This is a genomic window from Virgibacillus sp. LDC1 (genome assembly GCF_025792345.1).
In the GTDB taxonomy this organism is placed as follows: domain Bacteria; phylum Bacillota; class Bacilli; order Paenibacillales; family Paenibacillaceae; genus Paenibacillus_AQ; species Paenibacillus_AQ lautus.
In genome coordinates, this window is the sequence record NZ_JAOXLZ010000006.1 from 300,935 (window position 1) to 318,383 (window position 17,449).

The window sequence follows — 17,449 nt, forward strand, 5'->3', positions numbered from 1 at the left end:
GCTAGGATGAGGACGCCAGGGTCGCCAAGGAAGCTGAATCAGAGAACTGCTGGGTGGTGCGAAGCAGTCAGCAGCGATGCATGGCCATCACCTCGGAGCAGATCCGCCGAACGTTTATAACTTGAGGCGCATCCGGGTATTCCCTGCCGTTATCATGGGGCATCATTGATGGATGATGACGAGAGTGCGTACCGGCTTTCCGGTGCGAATCAGGGTGGTAACGCGGAGACAAGGCTCCGTCCCTACAAGGGACGGGGCTTTTTTGTGTTCCTGGGACCATGGGCTACATGTTGCTGGCGTGCCCGTACGATCGGTTCAGAGCTTGAACGGACAGAGATTGATGATGGAAAAGAGAGGAGTGTACGAATGCTTGCGAAATTGATGCTTCAGGACGAGGTGCTGTACCAGGAAGATTTTATTCAGGATGAGGTGTCATACAATCTGATTCATCTCCTTGCCGGGTCGCCGCAGAACATCGGGCTGAAATCGCCGGATGGACGCATGATCTTTGCGCAGTCTCCCCGTGGGAACGCATGGTTATGGATTTCCCGGCAGGTTTCCGGGGATAAGCGGCAGCACCTGCTCCAAGAGCTGGTAAGCGAGCTTGAGGGAGTGACCCTCCCTGGGGTGACCGGGGAGCCGGATGTGGCCGAGCAGTTTGCACGCTGTTATGCAGAGGAACGTCATGAGACCTACCGTCTTCATATGACGATGGAGTCTTATCATGCCCCCGCCGTGAAGCCTCCTCAATTCGTCGAGGGCACCATCAGGCAGGCCGCTGCTGAAGATACGCAGCAGGTGGCGCGGTTTCTGGTCGGATTCTCGGAGGATGCTTATGGGGTCCGCGCGAATGCGGCAAGCCAGGTCGAGACAGCGCAGCGACTCATCCAGCAGGGCGGGTTATATTTATGGATAGCCGGCAGAAAAGCGGTATCGATGGCCAATGCTGCACACCGGTCGCCAAGGCACGGTCGCATCAACGCTGTATATACGCCGAGGGCTGAACGGAAAAAGGGCTATGCCAGCGCCCTGGTAGCAGACCTTGGACTTCGCTTGCTGCAGGACGGTTTGGTGCCCATGCTGTATGCCGATCAGGCCAATCCGGACTCCAATCGATTGTACCAACATATCGGGTTTAGCCGGTGCGGGACGATTCGTGACTTTAAGTTTGTTAACAATGAATAACGAATAATGGAATCCATAAAGTGGCACGGCTTGGACAAAGCAAGGGAAGACGAGGGGCATCAACAAATGTTATTCTATAAAGGTAGCTAAAAAATGCCGGGCCCGGTTGGATAGGACATGATCCCTGAGCCAGACAATGCCCACGTCCGACTGGAAATCAGCGCTCGTAATGGACAGTGTCCGGATGTTGGGGATCGCGAATGAGGACATGACCGACTCGGGTAAAATGGTGGCACCGATGCCTTCAGCTACCAAAGCAACGATAATGGCAACGCTGGAGCATTCGCATATGACACGCGGTTCAAGTTCGCCGCGCTTAAATTCTTGGATGACCCGCTCATGCATCCCGATCGTCTGATCGGTTTTTAAGGACAAGAACGGATATTCCGCCAGCTCGCGCATCGAGATTTCGGATTGGGAGGATGCGCTTTCCCAGCTGCCTGGAAGGACCGCGACGAACGGGTCGGAGGGCAGAGGCTGAACGGCATAACGCTCAGGTCCGAAGCTGGATTCGAAAGGGAGTCGGGTCACCGCCAGCTCGATATTCCGCTTGTCGAGCTGATCCGCCAGCAGGGAGTGATCGCCTTCCCGAATCTTGAAGGTGACCTCGGGATATTCCTGCCGGAAAATATGGATGCGCTGCGGCAGAAGTGAAATACAGGAGACGACGGCGCCGATGGAGAGCATGCCGCGGATTCCCGCGTGGATCTCCTTTACCTCGGTTAGCGTTTCATTGAACTGGTTCAGCAGGGACGCGGCTCTATTCTGCAGCAGCTCGCCTGCGTGGGTGAGCTGAAGCTGTTTGCCACTGCGTTCAAACAGCAGAACCCCGAGCTCTTCCTCCATCAATTTCAGCTGACGGCTTAATGGAGGCTGCTCCATATTGAGCTGTTTCGCTGCACGCGTGATCTGTCCTTCCTGTGCAATCGTCAGGAAATATCGCAGCTGCCGAATATCCATGTTCATACCCCCCTCTCCATACCTATAAGGTATGGTATCCCTATAAATCAGATATTTTTAATATAGGGCATCGATTGATATGATTCAACTAATAACGTTTACAAAATAAGGAGATGTGTGCACATGACTTACCCGATACCCGTGGAATTAACGACCACCCCGAAGACAAAGCCGAGCCATCATAAACAGGCTTTCGGCACGGTATTTACGGACCACATGTTTATTCTCGATTATGAGGCCAGTAAAGGCTGGCACGATCCGCGCGTCATTCCGTATCAGCCGATCGAACTGGACCCTGCCGCCAAGGTATTTCACTATGGGCAGACCGTATTTGAAGGCTTGAAGGCTTACTTGACGGAAGATGAGCGGATTCTCATGTTCCGCCCGAACAAAAATATTCAGCGGCTGAACCTGTCCAACCAGCGCCTGAGCATTCCGGCATTGGACGAGGAGCTCGTTATGGAAGCGCTCAAGCAGCTGGTGCTCGTGGATCGCGACTGGATTCCTTCCGAGCCGGGCACATCGCTCTACATCCGTCCGTTTGTAATCGCAACCGAGCCCGTGCTTGGCGTAGCGCCATCGCTGCAATACAAGTTCATGATTATCCTGTCGGTGGTCGGTTCGTATTATGCGGAAGGCATCAATCCGGTCAGCATTTACGTGGAGCCGAAATACGTGCGTGCCGTAGCCGGAGGCGTGGGCAATGCCAAGACGGCTGGCAACTATGCGGCGGGTTTGAAGGCACAGGATGAAGCAACGCTGAAGGGATACTCGCAGGTGCTGTGGCTCGATGGCGTACATCGCAAATATATCGAGGAAGTCGGCAGCATGAACGTGTTCTTCAAGCTGGGCGATACGGTCGTAACCCCGGCACTGAATGGCAGCATCCTGGATGGAGTTACCCGGAACTCCGTCATTCAATTGCTTCAGCATTGGAACATCCCGGTAGAAGAACGGGCCATCTCCATTGATGAAATCGTGGAGGCTCACCGCAGCGGATTGTTGACCGAAGCTTTTGGCACCGGCACGGCAGCGGTCATTTCACCGATTGGTTCCCTGGAATGGCAGGATCAGCAATTGAAGATTGGTGAGGGAGCAACGGGCGAACTCTCCAAACGCGTATATGATGCCATCACAGGCATCCAGCTCGGAACCGTTGAGGATCCGTTCGGCTGGACGGTTGAGCTTACATTATCTTAATGCACCTTTAAGGACCCTGCCTCAGACATACTGAGGCAGGGTCCTTTTTTAAAAGAGATAGAAAGTATAGACTCCAGGTGTAACCTACCCTCTTTATCTCGCAAGGGAAACTTTGACTACATGCGGTCTATCTTCTGATAAAAACATCGATAAACGTTTTTCTTCTGATAAGCGCACATGTTACGATGAGGGTAAATTGTTGACACGTTGATGTACGAAGGCATGGAGGTGCTTTTTTAGTGAATCGTCCGCAGAGCGTCGTTCCTGATGCTATAGATTTTACGAACGCTGCCTTTCCTTTTACCGCGTCGACCACGCACGGCATATTTGCCGGAGCCCAGCGCCTGCATTGGCATCATGCTTTGGAGCTCAATTATATTCAGAGCGGGACCGGATTTATTCTGATCAACGGGATGAAGCTCCAGTTTCAGCAGGGGGATATTATTTTCATCAACAGCAATGATCTTCACCGGGCGTATGAGACCGAGAACCTGGTGATGGATGTCATTATGTTCGAGCCTTCGCTGTTATCCATCGACCTCAAGTTCGATCCGGATCTGATGGCTCCCTTCCGTTCGCTCGGAAACATGGACAGGCAGTCCCCCGTACACGATGAATTGGCCAGCCTGCTGGGGCGCATGATGGAAGAGTATCAAGCCCGAGGTACCGCTTATATGAGCCTGATCCGTTCGGATCTCATTCGTTTCCTGAGTTTAGCGAACCGTCATCTGTCGACTCCGACACAAGCGAACAGGCCGATCAAGGGCAGGGGGATGCATGCGTTAAAAGAAGTTCTGCGCACGATGGAGCTTCATCTGGACTACAGCTGGACGCTGCAGGAGCTGTCCGATTTAACGCATCTGAGCCCTTCCCGGTTCAGCGCTCTGTTCCAGCAGGCGGTCGGCACTTCACCGCACCATTATCTGATTCAGCTGCGCTTGACGCATGCCGTGCACTTGCTAGAGACGACGGACCAGAAGATTATCGAGATTGCGGAATCCTGCGGGTTTCGGAACCTTTCCAATTTCAATCGTCTGTTCAAGCAGCATGTCGGCGCATCGCCAAGCGAAATTCGGGAGCGTGCTTATGCAGGCACTCCGGTAATCCCCTCCACTACAAAAACCAAGAAACAGTAAGATAGTATCACTCCTTGATCGTATAACAGTAGATGGATGTCAGTGGAAGCGGTATCTTAAATATATACCACCACATGACGCCGCTGTAAGGCGGGTAGGAGTGAAGTGCATGAGTTTGTATCTGGGTGTAGATGCCGGCGGTAGTAAGACACACGCCGTGATCTGCGATGAGCAAGGGAACATTCTTGGCAAGGGAGCGTCTGGGAACGGCAATCACCAGATTCACCGTGAACATGCGGCCCGTAACATTGAGGAAGCCTGTAATGCGGCTCTTCAAGAGGCTGGAGTTGCCAAAGAAAATATCAGTTATGCATATTTTGGCTTGGCCGGAGCAGATCGGGAAGCCGATTACGAGATCCTGCGTCCGATGATCGGGGCCCTCGGTTATCCTAAGCATGATATCGCATGCGACACCATTATCGGGATGCGGGCTGGAACGAGCCGACCGTATGGCGCCGCATTGATCTGCGGTACGGGCTTCAACAGCGCGGCCCGCAACCGTGCGGGAGAAGAGCTGCAGTATGGCGGATTCGGCTTCTTGTATGGAGATGGATACGCGGGCGGTTCCGGATTTGCCACGCTGGCTTTCCGGGCAGTCATTCGGGCCTGGGATGAGCGGGGACCGGCAACCTTATTGACATCGCTCGTACTGGAGCAGATGGGATACGCGTCCGTAGAACCGATGTATGAGGATGTTCTTTACGGTAAGACGAAGGTTCCGCCAAGCCTGGTTAAGACGCTGTTCCAGGCAGCTGAAGCAGGTGACGAGGTGGCAACCGGAATTCTTGAGAATGAGGGCGAAGAGCTGGCCAATGCGGTATGTACGCTGATCCGGCGGCTGGACATGACGGATGAAACCTTTGACATTGTCTATATCGGCAGTGTGCTGAACAGGCCGAACAGCTCGATCCTGACGGATGCGATCGAACGGATTGTTTCGGTCCGGGCACCACATGCAGCCTGTGTAAGACTGACATCCGATCCGGTGTCCGGTGCGCTTCTCTGCGCGATGGATGCCGACGGCCATGCCATTGATGCAGCGACGGAGGCCAAACTGAAGGCATTTACGTTTGAGCAGGTAACTACAGCCTGATCCGTTTATCGTTGGAATAGAACCTGATAAATACGGATTGATATCATACCTTGGAGGCGATTAACGTGGCAGCAGGATTGAAGATAGCGGTCATCGGGGGAGGTTCCTCCTATACCCCGGAAATTGTTGAAGGTTTCATTCGCAATTATGAGCAAATGCCGATTCGCGAACTATGGTTCGTTGATATTGAAGAGGGCAAGCATAAGCTGGAGATTGTAGGCAATCTGGCCAAACGGATGGTCAAAGAGTCCGGCCTGCCGATCGAGGTTCACCTGACGCTGGATCGCAGACAAGCGATTGCGGGTGCCGATTTTGTGACGACCCAGATGCGTGTCGGTTTGCTCGCGGCACGTAAACAGGATGAGCATATTCCGATTATGCACGGCGTTATCGGGCAGGAGACGACGGGCCCGGGCGGCATGCTGAAGGCGCTGCGCACGGTTCCGGTGATTCTGGACATTTGCCGAGATATCGAGGAGCTGGCACCGAATGCGTGGATGCTGAACTTCACGAATCCGGCGGGTATCGTCACGGAGGCGGTTGCGAAGCACAGTAAGGTGAAATCTGTTGGTTTGTGCAACTCGCCGATTAACTTTCAGAAGTTCCTGGCGGCCGAGTATGGCGTGTCGGAGAAGGACGTTCTGGCTGAGTTTGTCGGGATCAATCATCTTCACTGGGTGACGTCGGCGATCGTCAACGGGGAAGAGAAGCTGCCGGAGCTGCTGGACGGCGGGAAATCGTATACGGCGAAGAACGTGCCGACCTTCGGATGGGATGCGGACTTTATCCGCTCGCTGGGCGCAATCCCGACGTATTATCTTAAATATTTCTACATGACCGATACGATGTTTGCGGATATGAAGGCATCGCTGGAGAAAGACGGAACCCGAGCGGATGTTGTCAGCCGGGTAGAGCAGGAGCTGTTTGAGCTCTACAAGGATGAGAATTTGGCCGTGAAACCGAAGCAACTGGAGCAGCGGGGCGGTGCTTATTACTCCGAAGCAGCAGTCAACCTGATGACATCCATTTACAATGACCGTCATGACATCCAGACATTGAATGTCGCAAACGGCAATATCTATGACTTCCTGCCTGCGGATGCCAGCATCGAGATCAACTGCGTGGTAACAGGCCAAGGGCCGATTCCGCTTACACCGCAGAACGTTCCTTCCCATGTGAAAGGACTGATGCATGCGGTGAAAGTATATGAACAATTGACGATTGAAGCGGCCATTACCGGCGATCGCGGAATTGCGCTGCAAGCGCTGGTTCACCATCCGCTGGTGCCTTCCGTTAGTGTAGCGAAGCAGCTGCTGGGTGAAATGCTGGAGGCGAACAAAAAGTACTTGCCTGCTTTTTTTAAGCCGGAGACCGTGCAGTAAACCGGAATGAAGTTCAAACGTGCAGTTATGAATAAAAGCTACATAAAACCCCTCTTCGTATTGAAGAGGGGTTTTATGTAGGAATTCCGAAATCATGAATGATATGAATTTTCGGATTTGAGCTTCATTCCTGTCACATCCCGATGCTCTCCCCCGTCATACCCGTATAAAACGAAAAAGGGATGATGACGGATGCTAAAATATGACGTAGCCATTGTAGGTGGAGGGGTAGCCGGCTTAACAGCTGCAATCTATGCGGCAAGAGCCGGGAAGCAAACGATACTCGTTGAAAAGCAGGAGCGTTTAGGTGGTCGGGCCATGACCCATAAGAAGAAGGGAGCCTACTTCAATCTGGGCGGGCATGCCTTATATCATGGAGATGCCCTTTCAACCTTTCGCGAATTAGGGCTCCAATTGCCCGGGGGTCAACCTTCGATTGACGGGTACGGGATCTGGAAAGGAAAACTTAGTCCGTTACCCATGGGCGTGAAATCCCTTTTCACCACCCCTCTATTAACCTGGAAGGGCAAGATGGAGCTCGGTGCCTGGCTTGCGAAACTAGGTAAACTGGATACACAGCTGTACGATAACATAAGTGTGCGCGAATGGATTGAAGGTAACGTGCAGGATCCCATGGTGCGAAATTTATTCTATTCGTTATTGCGTACAGCGAGTTATGTGGTAGCCCCTGACCTGCAGGCTGCCGGTCCTGTACTGCAGCAGCTTAAGCATGCGCTGAAGGGCGTGTTGTATCTGGATCGGGGCTGGGGGGCCATGGTCGATGAATTAAAACAAAAGGCTCTGGAGCAGGGGGTTCAAATCGTCACGAAGAATAAAGTCATTTCGGTTGAGCATCACGAGGGAAAGGTACGGCACGTCCTTTGCGGTGATGGCATGAAAATAGAAGCCAATCATATTATTCTTACCACACCGCCAGCTGTCGCTCACGAACTGGTGCCCCATGCGGAAGAAACCGCCCTTCATACTTGGAAAGAGCAGGCGGTCGAAGTGACAGCGGCTTGCTTGGATGTAGCCCTGCGTCGTCTTCCGGAACCGAAGCAGCAGTTTGTGTACGGCCTCGATCAAACCGTCTTTCTCTCGAATCAGTCCCGTGCGGCTTACCTGAGTGATGATGGCGCACAAGTCATAACCTTGCTTAAGTATCAAGGCAAGGAGAAGGATGCAAGAAGGGATTTGCAGGAATTAGAAGAAACCTTAGACTTGGTGCAGCCGGGTTGGCGCAGCGAGCTCGTTGAGAAGCAATACCTTCCTAACATTACGGTCTGCCACGATTTTATGCACGTGAACCGCCAAGAGAACCCGGGTCCAGCCGTCCCGGAAATCATCGGGTTGTATGTAGCGGGAGAATGGGCAGCGCATGGCGAACTCTTGGTTGATGCTGCAACCGCAAGCGCCAAGCGGGCTGTACAGCATATACTCTCGCTTGAAAGTGAGGAAAGGATCCCGAATGATGAGCACAGAGTCATTGTATAAAACCTATCGATCCGCTCTCTTCTCGTTAGCTTACCGAATGCTGGGAAGTGTGATGGATGCGGAAGATATCGTACAGGAGGCCTTCATCAGCTATAATCAATTGCCCCATCCCGAAGAAATCCGTAATGAGAGAGCGTTTCTGTACAAAATTGTAACGAATCGTTGCTTGGATCTGCTGCGCTCTTCTGCCAAAAAGCGCGAGCTGTACGTTGGCCCCTGGCTGCCGGAACCCCTGATCGAGAATATGGCGTCAGAGACGGACCCATCTCATATCGTAGAGCAGCAAGAGTCGATTTCTACAGCGTACCTGTTACTCCTTCAGCAGCTCAACGCGGTGGAAAGAGCCGTTTTTCTTCTGCGTGAGATTTTCCACTATTCTTATGACGAAATTGCTGAAATTCTGGGAAAAAGCAGTGCTAATTGCCGTCAAATCTTCCGCCGTGCGAAGGGCAGCATTCATTTTGATCCTGATCAGAGTCCATCGATTTCGATGGCGGAGGCGCAAATCAAAGAATTTGTGGACTCCCTCTTACAGGGGAACACGAATAAGCTGCTGGAGCTGCTAAGCGAAAAAGTCGTGTTCTACTCGGACGGCGGCGGTAAAGTCAGAGCGGCGCAAATACCTGTGGTTGGAGTCCATAAAGTGATCCACTTGCATTTGAGCCTGCTTAAAATGTATGAAGGACAATATGTGTACTCTTATCTTACCGTCAATGGTCTGCCGGGAATGCGGATCCGGTTGGATCACGGTGTCCAATTTATTTATTCTTTTGCCTTTAAGAACCATCGGATCGAAACGATTTATAGTGTTGCGAATCCGGATAAGCTCAGACATATTCAGTTACCGTAGACAAAAAAAGCAGGGCCGGTTTAAGATCATGGATCTTAAGTCGGCCCTGCTGCTGTATCAGGTTAAGGAATGAACAGGAGACTCCCCTAATGGAGGTCATTTCAGCATTTCACCTGCTTAGTCATAGCTTTATATGACCCAGCCAGTCAAGCTTTTGACGCCAACTGGCTGTTGCATAGTAATCCGTCATACGCCGGAATAAGCCATGAAGCCGCCGTCTACGGGAATCACCGTTCCCGTGACGAATCCGGAGGTCTGATCATCCACGAGCCAGAGCAGGGTGCCGAGCAGATCCTCCGGCACGCCGAACCGTCTCATGGGGGTATGGGAGATGATTTTATGAGAGCGCTCGGTTAATGAACCGTCGCTATGGGTCAGCAGATTGCGGTTCTGCTCGGTCAGGAAGAAGCCTGGCGCAATCGCGTTCACACGAATGCCTGATTCCGCGAGATGAACGGACAGCCACTGCGTAAAGTTGTTGATGGCTGCTTTGGCTGCACTGTAAGCCGGAACCTTGGTCATCGGGCTGGGTGCGCTCATGGACGAGATATTCAGCACGACGGCCCCGGGACGCCCCAGCATCCCTTCCGCAAAGATTTGCGTCGGTATGAGCGTGCCGATAAAGTTTAAATCGAATACGCTGCGGAAGCCCGGCACGCTTAACCCGAAGAAGGTGGTCAGATCCGGCTGCCCCACATCCTCCGGACGGAAAATTTCGTTGGTTGTATTCGCGTCTTTCCGGTTGCCGCCGGCTCCGTTAATCAGGATATCGCAGGGTCCGAAAGACTCGCGCACAGCTTTCTCGGCTTGTCGGACGCTTTCCGTATCCGTTACATCGCAGGGAACGGCAATCGCCGTTCCGCCGGCGGCCGTAATTTCATCCGCCACCTGCTGCCCTTTCTCGGCCGTACGATTCAAGACGGCGACCCGGGCACCTTGCCGGCCCAGCTCCAAAGCCATTGCCCGGCACAGCACCCCGGAGCCGCCCGTGATGACAACCGTCTTCCCGTTTAATGACGGATGAATGGGAAGAGATAGGGCCCCTTGCGGCGTGGATTCATGAGAAGCTCCACTCGATCCGGGTTCAGATGAACCCGCTGCATGTTGATTTACCTCACTCATTGAACAGCCTCCTTCAACTGAGCTGCGCTTCCTGCACGCTCCCGGCTGTAAGCGTCCCACAGCCCCCAGAGATACATGATGCCTAAGGCGCGGTCATACAGACCGTAACCCGGACGGCACTGCTCACCCCAAATATGCCGCCCGTGGTCGGGTCTTACATATCCGGTGAAACCGTTGTCATGATAGGCCTGCACGATGCCGGAAATATCGACGGTACCGTCCTCGGTACGATGGGACGTTTCGATGAAATCGCCGTTCTCGTAGACGCGTACATTCCGGATATGCGCAAATGGAATCCGGTCATGGAACTCATGGATCATGGAGACGATGTCATTGTCCGGATTGGCGCCAAGCGAACCGCTGCACAGGGTCAAGCTGTTAGCCGGGCTATCATATAGCTTGAGGAATCTCCGCAGATTCTCCTGGCTGGTAATGACCCGTGGCAGACCGAAGATCGGCCATGGCGGATCATCCGGGTGAATGGCCATTCGGATGCCGTTCTTCTCGGCAGCCGGGATGACGGCGCTTAAGAAATATTCGAGGTTGCGCCACAGATCGTCCTCGGTAACGCCGCGGTATGCTTCGAACAGGGAGGTCAGATGTGCCAAACGTTCCGGCTCCCAGCCTGGCATCGTAAGCGTGCTGTTTCGGTTGATCGTCTGTACCAGCTCCATCGGATCAATGCCGTGGATCTTGGCCTTCTCGAAGAAGAGCGCCGTCGAACCATCAGGCGTCTGTTTATGAAGATCGGTTCTAGCCCAGTCAAACACCGGCATGAAATTGTAGCAGATGACTTTGACGCCGACCTGGCCTAATTTCTCAATCGTCCGGATGTAGTTGGCTATGTACTGATCCCGTGAGGGAAGTCCAAGCTTGATATCCTCATGCACATTCACGCTTTCCACGACGTCAATATGAAGCCCGAACGCTTTGGCTTGGTCCGCAATTTCCTCAATTCGATCCATCGGCCATTCCTCGCCGACAGGAATATCGTGAAGTGCCCATACGATGCCCTCCACGCCGGGGATTTGTCTAATCTGATCCAGCGAGACCGTATCGTTGCCCTCGCCAAACCATCTGAATACCATGCGCATTTCTTCACCGCCTTTACAAGTTTAAGGAGTTAACGCAAAGCTGATGGAAATTTTGCAGTTACGAGTGCACCGCCAAGCTGGAAGCCTGCGAACGGATAAAGCCATCCGCCGGCATAGGCTTATTTAAAATAATCGGGATGCTTCTCTTTCAGCACGGCCAGATTGGAGATGATCAGGCTGAGATGTGCCTGCATTTCCCGTTCGGCATGATCGGCGTCATGACGTGAAATCGCGTCCGCGATCTCCCGATGCTGCTCGTACAGGTTGGTCCAATTCGGATCGGCGGACAGCCATAACATCCGGCTCCGGTTCAGATGAGCGTTCATTTGCTGCAGCACGTTCCATGTGCCGACCTTGCGGCAGCCTTCGAACAAAATACGGTGGAAGGCCTCATCCAGTTCGAACATGTGCTTGCCGTCATGCTTCTCGATGCTCTCGCGCTGCTCGGACAAATTTCGCTCCAGCTCGGCGAGTTTGTCCTCGGGGAAGCTTTCGCAGGCAAGCCGGACCACGGCTTTCTCCAGCTGTTCACGCATGAAGCGCGCTTCCTCGACGAGCTCCGAATCGATGAGCGAAACGCGCGTGCCCCGCTGGGGAAGCACAACCACAAGGTCTTCCTGGGCCAGGCGGACGAAGCTTTCCCGCACCGGCGTCCGGCTGACCTCGAAGGATAGGGAAACCTCCTTCTCGGACAGAGCCGTTCCCGGCGGGAGCTCCAGACTGACAATCTGCTGCTTAAGCCGGGAGTACACGATATTTCCGGCCGATCCCGGCTGTAATCGCAAAGATTCTACCACTGCATCACCTCCTAATGTATTCCATACTACCATACTTGTATGGTAGTATGGAACTGAAAATCTAAATAAGAATCGGAGGGCAATCACATGAGCCGTTTGGACACGGAAAATCTGCTGCTAAACAGCAACAGCGCGAAGAAACTGTTTTATGATTATGCGGAAGGGATGCCGATATTCGATTATCACAACCATCTAAACCCGAAGGATATTGCCACCAACCGACAGTTCGATAACCTGACGGAACTATGGTTGGAGGGAGATCACTACAAGTGGAGGGCAATGCGCTGGCTTGGCGTCGACGAAGAGCTGATTACCGGCAGCGCAAGCGCCGAAGCGAAGTTTATGGCTTGGGCGGAATGCGTTCCGCGATTGGTTGGCAATCCGCTCTATCACTGGACCCATCTGGAGCTGACCCGTTACTTCGGGATTCAGGAGCGGTTGACCGCGGAGAATGGCAAGGAGATCTGGGACGCTTGCAATGAGAAGCTGAAGGCTCCTGCCTTGCGGGCAGGCGGAATTCTGGAAAAATTCAAAGTCAAAGTGGCCTGCACGACAGATGATCCCGTTGATTCGCTGGAGTTTCATCGTGCCATTCGCGATCATGGGGAGCTGTCCACCGTCGTTGCCCCTGCATTCCGTCCGGATCGGGTGCTGGATATCACGAACCCGGACTTCACCTCCTATGTGGAGACTTTAGGAACGACGGCCAGTTTAGCCGTGGATACCTATCAAGGGCTGCTGGATGCACTACAAGAACGGATTCAGTATTTCCACGATCATGGCTGCCGCCTGTCGGATCACGGCTTTGGCGCGTTTCCTTGCGAACAAGCCGATGAAAAAGAGGTTGCGGACATTTACGGCAAAGCGATCAGCGGTGGCAGCTTAACACCCCTTGAGGAACGGAAATATCGCACCTACACCTTGCTTAAGCTCGGAGAAATGTACCACGCCAAGGGCTGGACCATGCAGCTGCACATTGGAGCGATCCGGAACAATAATGCGCGCATGTTCGCGAAGCTCGGCAAGGACAGCGGGTATGACTCGATTCTCGATTTTCATCTGGCGGAAAGCTTGAACGGATTTCTGAGCAGGCTCGACAGAAACGATCAGCTGCCGAAGACCATTGTGTACAGCCTGTATTCTTCTCATTACGAAATGATCGCTACCACGATCGGGAATTTCCAGTCCGCTGGTGTCGAGGGCAAGCTTCAGCTCGGTTCCGCTTGGTGGTTCCACGATCAGAAGGAAGGGATGCTGAAGCAACTCACCGCGTTGTCTTCCATGGGGCTGATCAGCACCTTTGTGGGCATGCTGACCGATTCCAGGAGCTTTATGTCGTTTCCGAGGCATGAGTATTTCCGCAGAGTGCTGTGCCGCCTGTTCGGGGACTGGATCAAGGAAGGGGAACTGCCCGCGGATTATGAATATATCGGTGCCATTATCCAGGATATTTGCTACCACAATGCCGAGCGCTATTTTCAAATCCATTGACAATTCCGTGCGGAGCATGAACAATAGACTTACTATATGAAAGCGTTTGCTGGTGGATGGATAGAAGATCTGTGACAGGCAGATGTGCACGAATAGGCGAGGGGGACATACCGTGCAATGGAACCGGGCGATATTGGTGGATGACGAGGTGTTTACGCGCAAAGGGCTCCTGAAGCTGATTGATTGGGAAGCCTGCGGCTTTCAAATTGTGGATGAAGCGGATAACGGAGAAGATGCGCTGGAACTGATTGAACGGCTTCAGCCGGATGTGGTCATTACCGATATCCGTATGCCGGTGCTGGATGGACTCGAGCTGATCAGGCGTGTCGTTACGGACGATATGGTGAAGCCGTATTTCATTATTGTAAGCGGATACGATGATTTTAACTATGCCCAGCAGGCTGTTCGTTACGGCGTGCATGATTTCATTCTGAAACCGATTGACGAGACGGAATTCAGCCATGCGCTGGTACGGCTCAGCGAACGGCTGGAGTCAGACCGCGAGGCTCGCGTGCGAGAAGAGAGGCTGTTGTCCGGAGCCTTGATGGAATCGCTCATTATAGGGGAAGCCGATGAGACGCTGCTATACGAATGGGAGCAACGCCTTGAGCTCCTGCCGGGAGATCGTCTGTTCTATGTCTTTGTCGAACGGAATGACCATCCGCTGGCTTCGGCTAACGACAATGACGGGGGCAGAGGCGAATTCAAGGACAGGGTGGAAGCGGCCCTTCTTGCGATCTCGAATGGGGAACAGCCCTTCTATCTGCATGAGCACCGTAATCGAATCGGCATCATCGTTCCGGGGAGCATCCTGCAATCGTTCCAGGGGTGTCAGCGGGGATTTGCTAGGCGCATTCAGCAATCACTCGCCGATTCGGAGCAAGAACGAATCTTCGTCTATTTCGGCCGGCCGGTTTCGACACTTTCCCTCATTCAGGACGCCTACGAAACGGCCAAGGAAGCGCTCCTATACAAGTACATCTATGATGAGAGCGGCATGGTGATCCATGAGGAAGCCTCGGTGCATGATCTGCAATATATCGGGCTGGAGGAGCGTCTTTACCAGCAGCTGCTGGAGCAGATCGAGGAGCTGCATTTCGAGAAGCTGGAGGGGACGATTCGCTCGCTGTTCGAATCCTTTCAGGAGCAGCTGTATGCTCCCGAAGCGGTGAAGACGGCGATCAACCAATGCGTGCTGGGCGTGGTCCGGGTGCTCAGCAGCATGGATGGGGATCAAAGCCGGCTGTCCAGTCTGGAGCCGATGACCGAGTGGCATGACCGAAACTTGTCGCTCCATGGGCTGAAGCGGTTGTTTACGGATTTTGCGATTGAAAGCGCGACCTATATCGCGCAGCTTCGCAAGGAGCAGCACAAGGGCGGAATCCAGAAGATCCGGGCTTACATTGAGGCCCATTATCATGAGAACATCAGTCTGAAGGGCATTGCAGGGAAATTCTATATGAACCCGGTTTACCTGGGACAACTGTTCAAAAAGGCGTACGGTATGTACTTTAATGATTTCCTGCTGCAGCTGCGCGTGAACGAAGCGAAGAGACTGCTGCGCCAGACGGATCTGCGCATCTATGAGGTGGCGGAGCGGGTCGGCTTCGGCAATCCGGACTATTTCGTTACGCAATTCGAGAAGATGGAACGGATGACGCCAAGCGAGTACCGGAGCCGCTTGATGAGGGAGGCCGCGTCCGAAGGGACGAATGCATGAAGCCGAGCCTAAATAATGTCCGTCTGCGGGACAAGATGCTGCTATTGTATTTCCTGGCTGTATTTTTACCGATCCTGATTACCAACCTCATCTTCTACAACGTGACATCCGGCAGCGTGAGGGAGCAGCGGATCCAGGATATAACCGTAGCGCTGGAGCAGATGAAGAACGAGTTCCGCCGAGAAGTCGAGGATGCTCTGGAGATCTCCTCGGTCTTCTACACGGACGTTCAATTGAACGAGATCGTGGAGACGGTGTACGATCATCCGGCCGATTATATCGAGGCTTACGATACCTATCTCCGCCGCATTTTGAACTCGGGCAGCGCCGTGTACAATTCGGTCAGCGAGATTACGGTATACGTGGACAATCCGACCCTGCTGTATTCCGGCGGCATTAATTATATCGATGGCCAGGTGAAGGAAGAGGCTTGGTACAAGGCGATCGCGGGCAAGAACGTTACCCAGCCGATCGTGATGCGCACGGGCAACAACGGCCAATTGGACAGCTTCAGCATCATCCGGAGCATGAATTATTTCAGCTCGCAGGATGACCATACCAAGTATCTCAAGATTGATATGCGGATGTCCTCAATCCGTCAGATCATGAGCAATCTGAATGTGCAGGGCAAAGTATACCTGCTGAGCGGCGCCGGGAATATTGAATATACCACGGATCCCAAGGTCGATATCATGCAGGGCTCCGTACCGTACAGCAGCATCGCACATGGTGAGAAGTTTCTGGAGTTTCATACCGATACGTTCACGACCAACAATCTGAACACCTGGACGATCATGGCGGTGACGCCGGAGGATGTAGTGCTGCGTGACGTGCATCAGTCCTTGCGGTTCGTCATTGTGCTGACCTGCCTCAATTTCCTGCTTCCGAGCCTGGTGATTGTCTGGATCAGCCGGTCCCTGAACGTACGTCTGGTACGGATACTCAAACATATGAAAAAGGTCAAGAACCAAAATTACGACACGATCCAAGAGGCTGAAGCACGTGACGAGATCGGTCAGCTGACGGGTGAATTCAACCGGATGACCCTGCAGCTTGAGAGCCTGATCAATGACGTGTACGTAGCGGATATCCAGAAGAAGAACTTGGAGCTGCAGCGGAGGCACGCGCAATTAAATGCCCTGCAGAGCCAGATTAATCCGCACTTCCTCTTTAACGCTTTGGAGACGATCCGCATGCGCAGCCTGATGAAGGATGAGGATGAGACGGCAAAAATCATTCATAATATGGCGAAGATCTTCCGCAATTCGCTCGTTTGGAAAAAAGACATGGTGACGCTCAAGGAAGAAGTGGAGTTTATCCATTGTTTCCTTGAGATCCAGAAATACCGGTTTGGCGACAAAATCGATTATTCGGTCCATGCGCCAGCCGAAGAGGGACACCTGCAAATACCGAAGATGGCCATCGTCACGTTTGTGGAGAATGCCAGCATTCACGGCATCGAGCCGATCAAACACGGGGGGCGCATTGAAGTTCAGATTGTGCGCGAGGGCCAATCCCTAATCTGTACCATCCAAGATAACGGGGCAGGCATGTCCGCGGAGAAGGTAGAACGCATCCGCCGTTATCTGAATACCGAGGACGAGATGGGCGAGCGGATCGGCATTCAGAATGTCATATACCGGTTGAAGCTGTACTACGGCAGCCGGTTCCGGTTTGACATCGACAGCTCGCCCGGACAAGGCACCCGGGTCAGGCTGTCCATCCCCATCGAAACATAACGACGGCAAATCCTGCTTGGCATTCCGATTCGGAGTGACTACAGCAGGATTTGTTCGTTAGTCGGCAGGAGTCCAGCAGGAAGGCTGCGGAGCTGGAAGCTGCCATTTTTCACAACAAAAGAAACGGTTCTATAGTTTTCTAAGTATCACCTAAAGATTGACGGGTGAAAATCGCTCATGAGCTCT

The 17,449-nt window shown here is 53.1% G+C and carries 14 protein-coding genes; 10 read left to right on the top strand and 4 right to left on the bottom strand.

Annotated features, from left to right (window positions below; genetic code table 11):
• The first annotated feature begins 168 nt into the window (after window positions 1-168).
• Window positions 169-1,185, top strand: coding sequence for a GNAT family N-acetyltransferase (locus OHJ21_RS29245; protein WP_486021920.1), 1,017 nt, complete (start codon window positions 169-171; stop codon window positions 1,183-1,185).
• A gap of 69 nt (window positions 1,186-1,254) precedes the next feature.
• Here OHJ21_RS29245 and OHJ21_RS29250 read toward each other — a convergent pair whose 3' ends face one another.
• Window positions 1,255-2,145, bottom strand: coding sequence for a LysR family transcriptional regulator (locus OHJ21_RS29250; protein ID WP_486021921.1), 891 nt, complete (start codon window positions 2,143-2,145; stop codon window positions 1,255-1,257).
• A 123-nt stretch (window positions 2,146-2,268) separates the two neighbouring features.
• Here OHJ21_RS29250 and OHJ21_RS29255 point away from each other — a divergent pair, with 123 nt between their 5' ends.
• The 6 genes from OHJ21_RS29255 to OHJ21_RS29280 all read left to right on the top strand — a co-directional run bounded on the left by OHJ21_RS29255 (window position 2,269) and on the right by OHJ21_RS29280 (window position 9,300).
• Window positions 2,269-3,345, top strand: a complete 1,077-nt coding sequence (locus OHJ21_RS29255) for a branched-chain amino acid aminotransferase (RefSeq protein WP_486021923.1) — start codon at window positions 2,269-2,271, stop codon at window positions 3,343-3,345.
• A gap of 239 nt (window positions 3,346-3,584) precedes the next feature.
• On the top strand, window positions 3,585-4,481 hold the full coding sequence (locus tag OHJ21_RS29260; protein ID WP_100541123.1) for an AraC family transcriptional regulator: 897 nt from the start codon (window positions 3,585-3,587) through the stop codon (window positions 4,479-4,481).
• 109 nt (window positions 4,482-4,590) lie between these two features.
• A complete protein-coding gene (locus OHJ21_RS29265) occupies window positions 4,591-5,574 on the top strand; it encodes an N-acetylglucosamine kinase (RefSeq protein WP_394059348.1) in 984 nt (327 codons plus the stop codon).
• A gap of 65 nt (window positions 5,575-5,639) precedes the next feature.
• Window positions 5,640-6,956, top strand: coding sequence for a 6-phospho-beta-glucosidase (locus OHJ21_RS29270; RefSeq protein WP_100541121.1), 1,317 nt, complete (start codon window positions 5,640-5,642; stop codon window positions 6,954-6,956).
• Window positions 6,957-7,148: 192 nt separating this feature from the next.
• A complete protein-coding gene (locus tag OHJ21_RS29275) occupies window positions 7,149-8,450 on the top strand; it encodes a phytoene desaturase family protein (protein WP_100541120.1) in 1,302 nt (433 codons plus the stop codon).
• Window positions 8,428-9,300 (top strand): RNA polymerase sigma-70 factor, encoded by an 873-nt coding sequence (locus OHJ21_RS29280; RefSeq protein ID WP_486021926.1) that lies wholly within the window; start codon window positions 8,428-8,430, stop codon window positions 9,298-9,300. Before OHJ21_RS29275 ends, OHJ21_RS29280 begins: the two co-directional genes overlap by 23 nt.
• 186 nt (window positions 9,301-9,486) lie before the next feature.
• On the opposite strand, the gene OHJ21_RS29285 is transcribed toward OHJ21_RS29280, so the two are convergent.
• The 3 genes from OHJ21_RS29285 to OHJ21_RS29295 all read right to left on the bottom strand — a co-directional run bounded on the left by OHJ21_RS29285 (window position 9,487) and on the right by OHJ21_RS29295 (window position 12,313).
• Window positions 9,487-10,422 (bottom strand): SDR family oxidoreductase, encoded by a 936-nt coding sequence (locus tag OHJ21_RS29285; protein ID WP_486021928.1) that lies wholly within the window; start codon window positions 10,420-10,422, stop codon window positions 9,487-9,489.
• Complete coding sequence (gene uxuA, locus OHJ21_RS29290; protein WP_100541117.1) at window positions 10,419-11,516, bottom strand: mannonate dehydratase; 1,098 nt, start codon at window positions 11,514-11,516, stop codon at window positions 10,419-10,421. The genes OHJ21_RS29285 and uxuA overlap by 4 nt, the downstream gene beginning before the upstream one ends.
• Before the next feature lie 119 nt (window positions 11,517-11,635).
• Window positions 11,636-12,313, bottom strand: a complete 678-nt coding sequence (locus OHJ21_RS29295) for a GntR family transcriptional regulator (RefSeq protein WP_100541116.1) — start codon at window positions 12,311-12,313, stop codon at window positions 11,636-11,638.
• Window positions 12,314-12,400: 87 nt separating this feature from the next.
• On the opposite strand from OHJ21_RS29295, the gene uxaC reads away from it, so the two are divergent.
• The 3 genes from uxaC to OHJ21_RS29310 all read left to right on the top strand — a co-directional run bounded on the left by uxaC (window position 12,401) and on the right by OHJ21_RS29310 (window position 17,263).
• Window positions 12,401-13,804, top strand: coding sequence for a glucuronate isomerase (uxaC, locus tag OHJ21_RS29300; RefSeq protein WP_486021931.1), 1,404 nt, complete (start codon window positions 12,401-12,403; stop codon window positions 13,802-13,804).
• A 112-nt stretch (window positions 13,805-13,916) separates the two neighbouring features.
• Window positions 13,917-15,524: a response regulator gene (locus OHJ21_RS29305; protein ID WP_486021933.1), complete on the top strand. Its 1,608-nt coding sequence runs from the start codon at window positions 13,917-13,919 to the stop codon at window positions 15,522-15,524.
• On the top strand, window positions 15,521-17,263 hold the full coding sequence (locus OHJ21_RS29310) for a sensor histidine kinase (protein WP_100541113.1): 1,743 nt from the start codon (window positions 15,521-15,523) through the stop codon (window positions 17,261-17,263). Before OHJ21_RS29305 ends, OHJ21_RS29310 begins: the two co-directional genes overlap by 4 nt.
• The last annotated feature ends 186 nt before the right edge of the window (window positions 17,264-17,449 follow it).

Excerpts from the sequence above, each read along its gene's own strand:
- OHJ21_RS29245 (WP_486021920.1), top strand. The coding sequence starts at position 169 with ATGGATGATGACGAGAGTGCGTACCGGCTTTCCGGTGCGAATCAGGGT.
- OHJ21_RS29250 (WP_486021921.1), bottom strand. The coding sequence starts at position 2,145 with ATGGATATTCGGCAGCTGCGATATTTCCTGACGATTGCACAGGAAGGA.
- OHJ21_RS29255 (WP_486021923.1), top strand. The coding sequence starts at position 2,269 with ATGACTTACCCGATACCCGTGGAATTAACGACCACCCCGAAGACAAAG.
- OHJ21_RS29265 (WP_394059348.1), top strand. The coding sequence starts at position 4,591 with ATGAGTTTGTATCTGGGTGTAGATGCCGGCGGTAGTAAGACACACGCC.
- OHJ21_RS29275 (WP_100541120.1), top strand. The coding sequence starts at position 7,149 with ATGCTAAAATATGACGTAGCCATTGTAGGTGGAGGGGTAGCCGGCTTA.
- OHJ21_RS29280 (WP_486021926.1), top strand. The coding sequence starts at position 8,428 with ATGAGCACAGAGTCATTGTATAAAACCTATCGATCCGCTCTCTTCTCG.
- OHJ21_RS29285 (WP_486021928.1), bottom strand. The coding sequence starts at position 10,422 with ATGAGTGAGGTAAATCAACATGCAGCGGGTTCATCTGAACCCGGATCG.
- uxuA (WP_100541117.1), bottom strand. The coding sequence starts at position 11,516 with ATGCGCATGGTATTCAGATGGTTTGGCGAGGGCAACGATACGGTCTCG.
- uxaC (WP_486021931.1), top strand. The coding sequence starts at position 12,401 with ATGAGCCGTTTGGACACGGAAAATCTGCTGCTAAACAGCAACAGCGCG.
- OHJ21_RS29310 (WP_100541113.1), top strand. The coding sequence starts at position 15,521 with ATGAAGCCGAGCCTAAATAATGTCCGTCTGCGGGACAAGATGCTGCTA.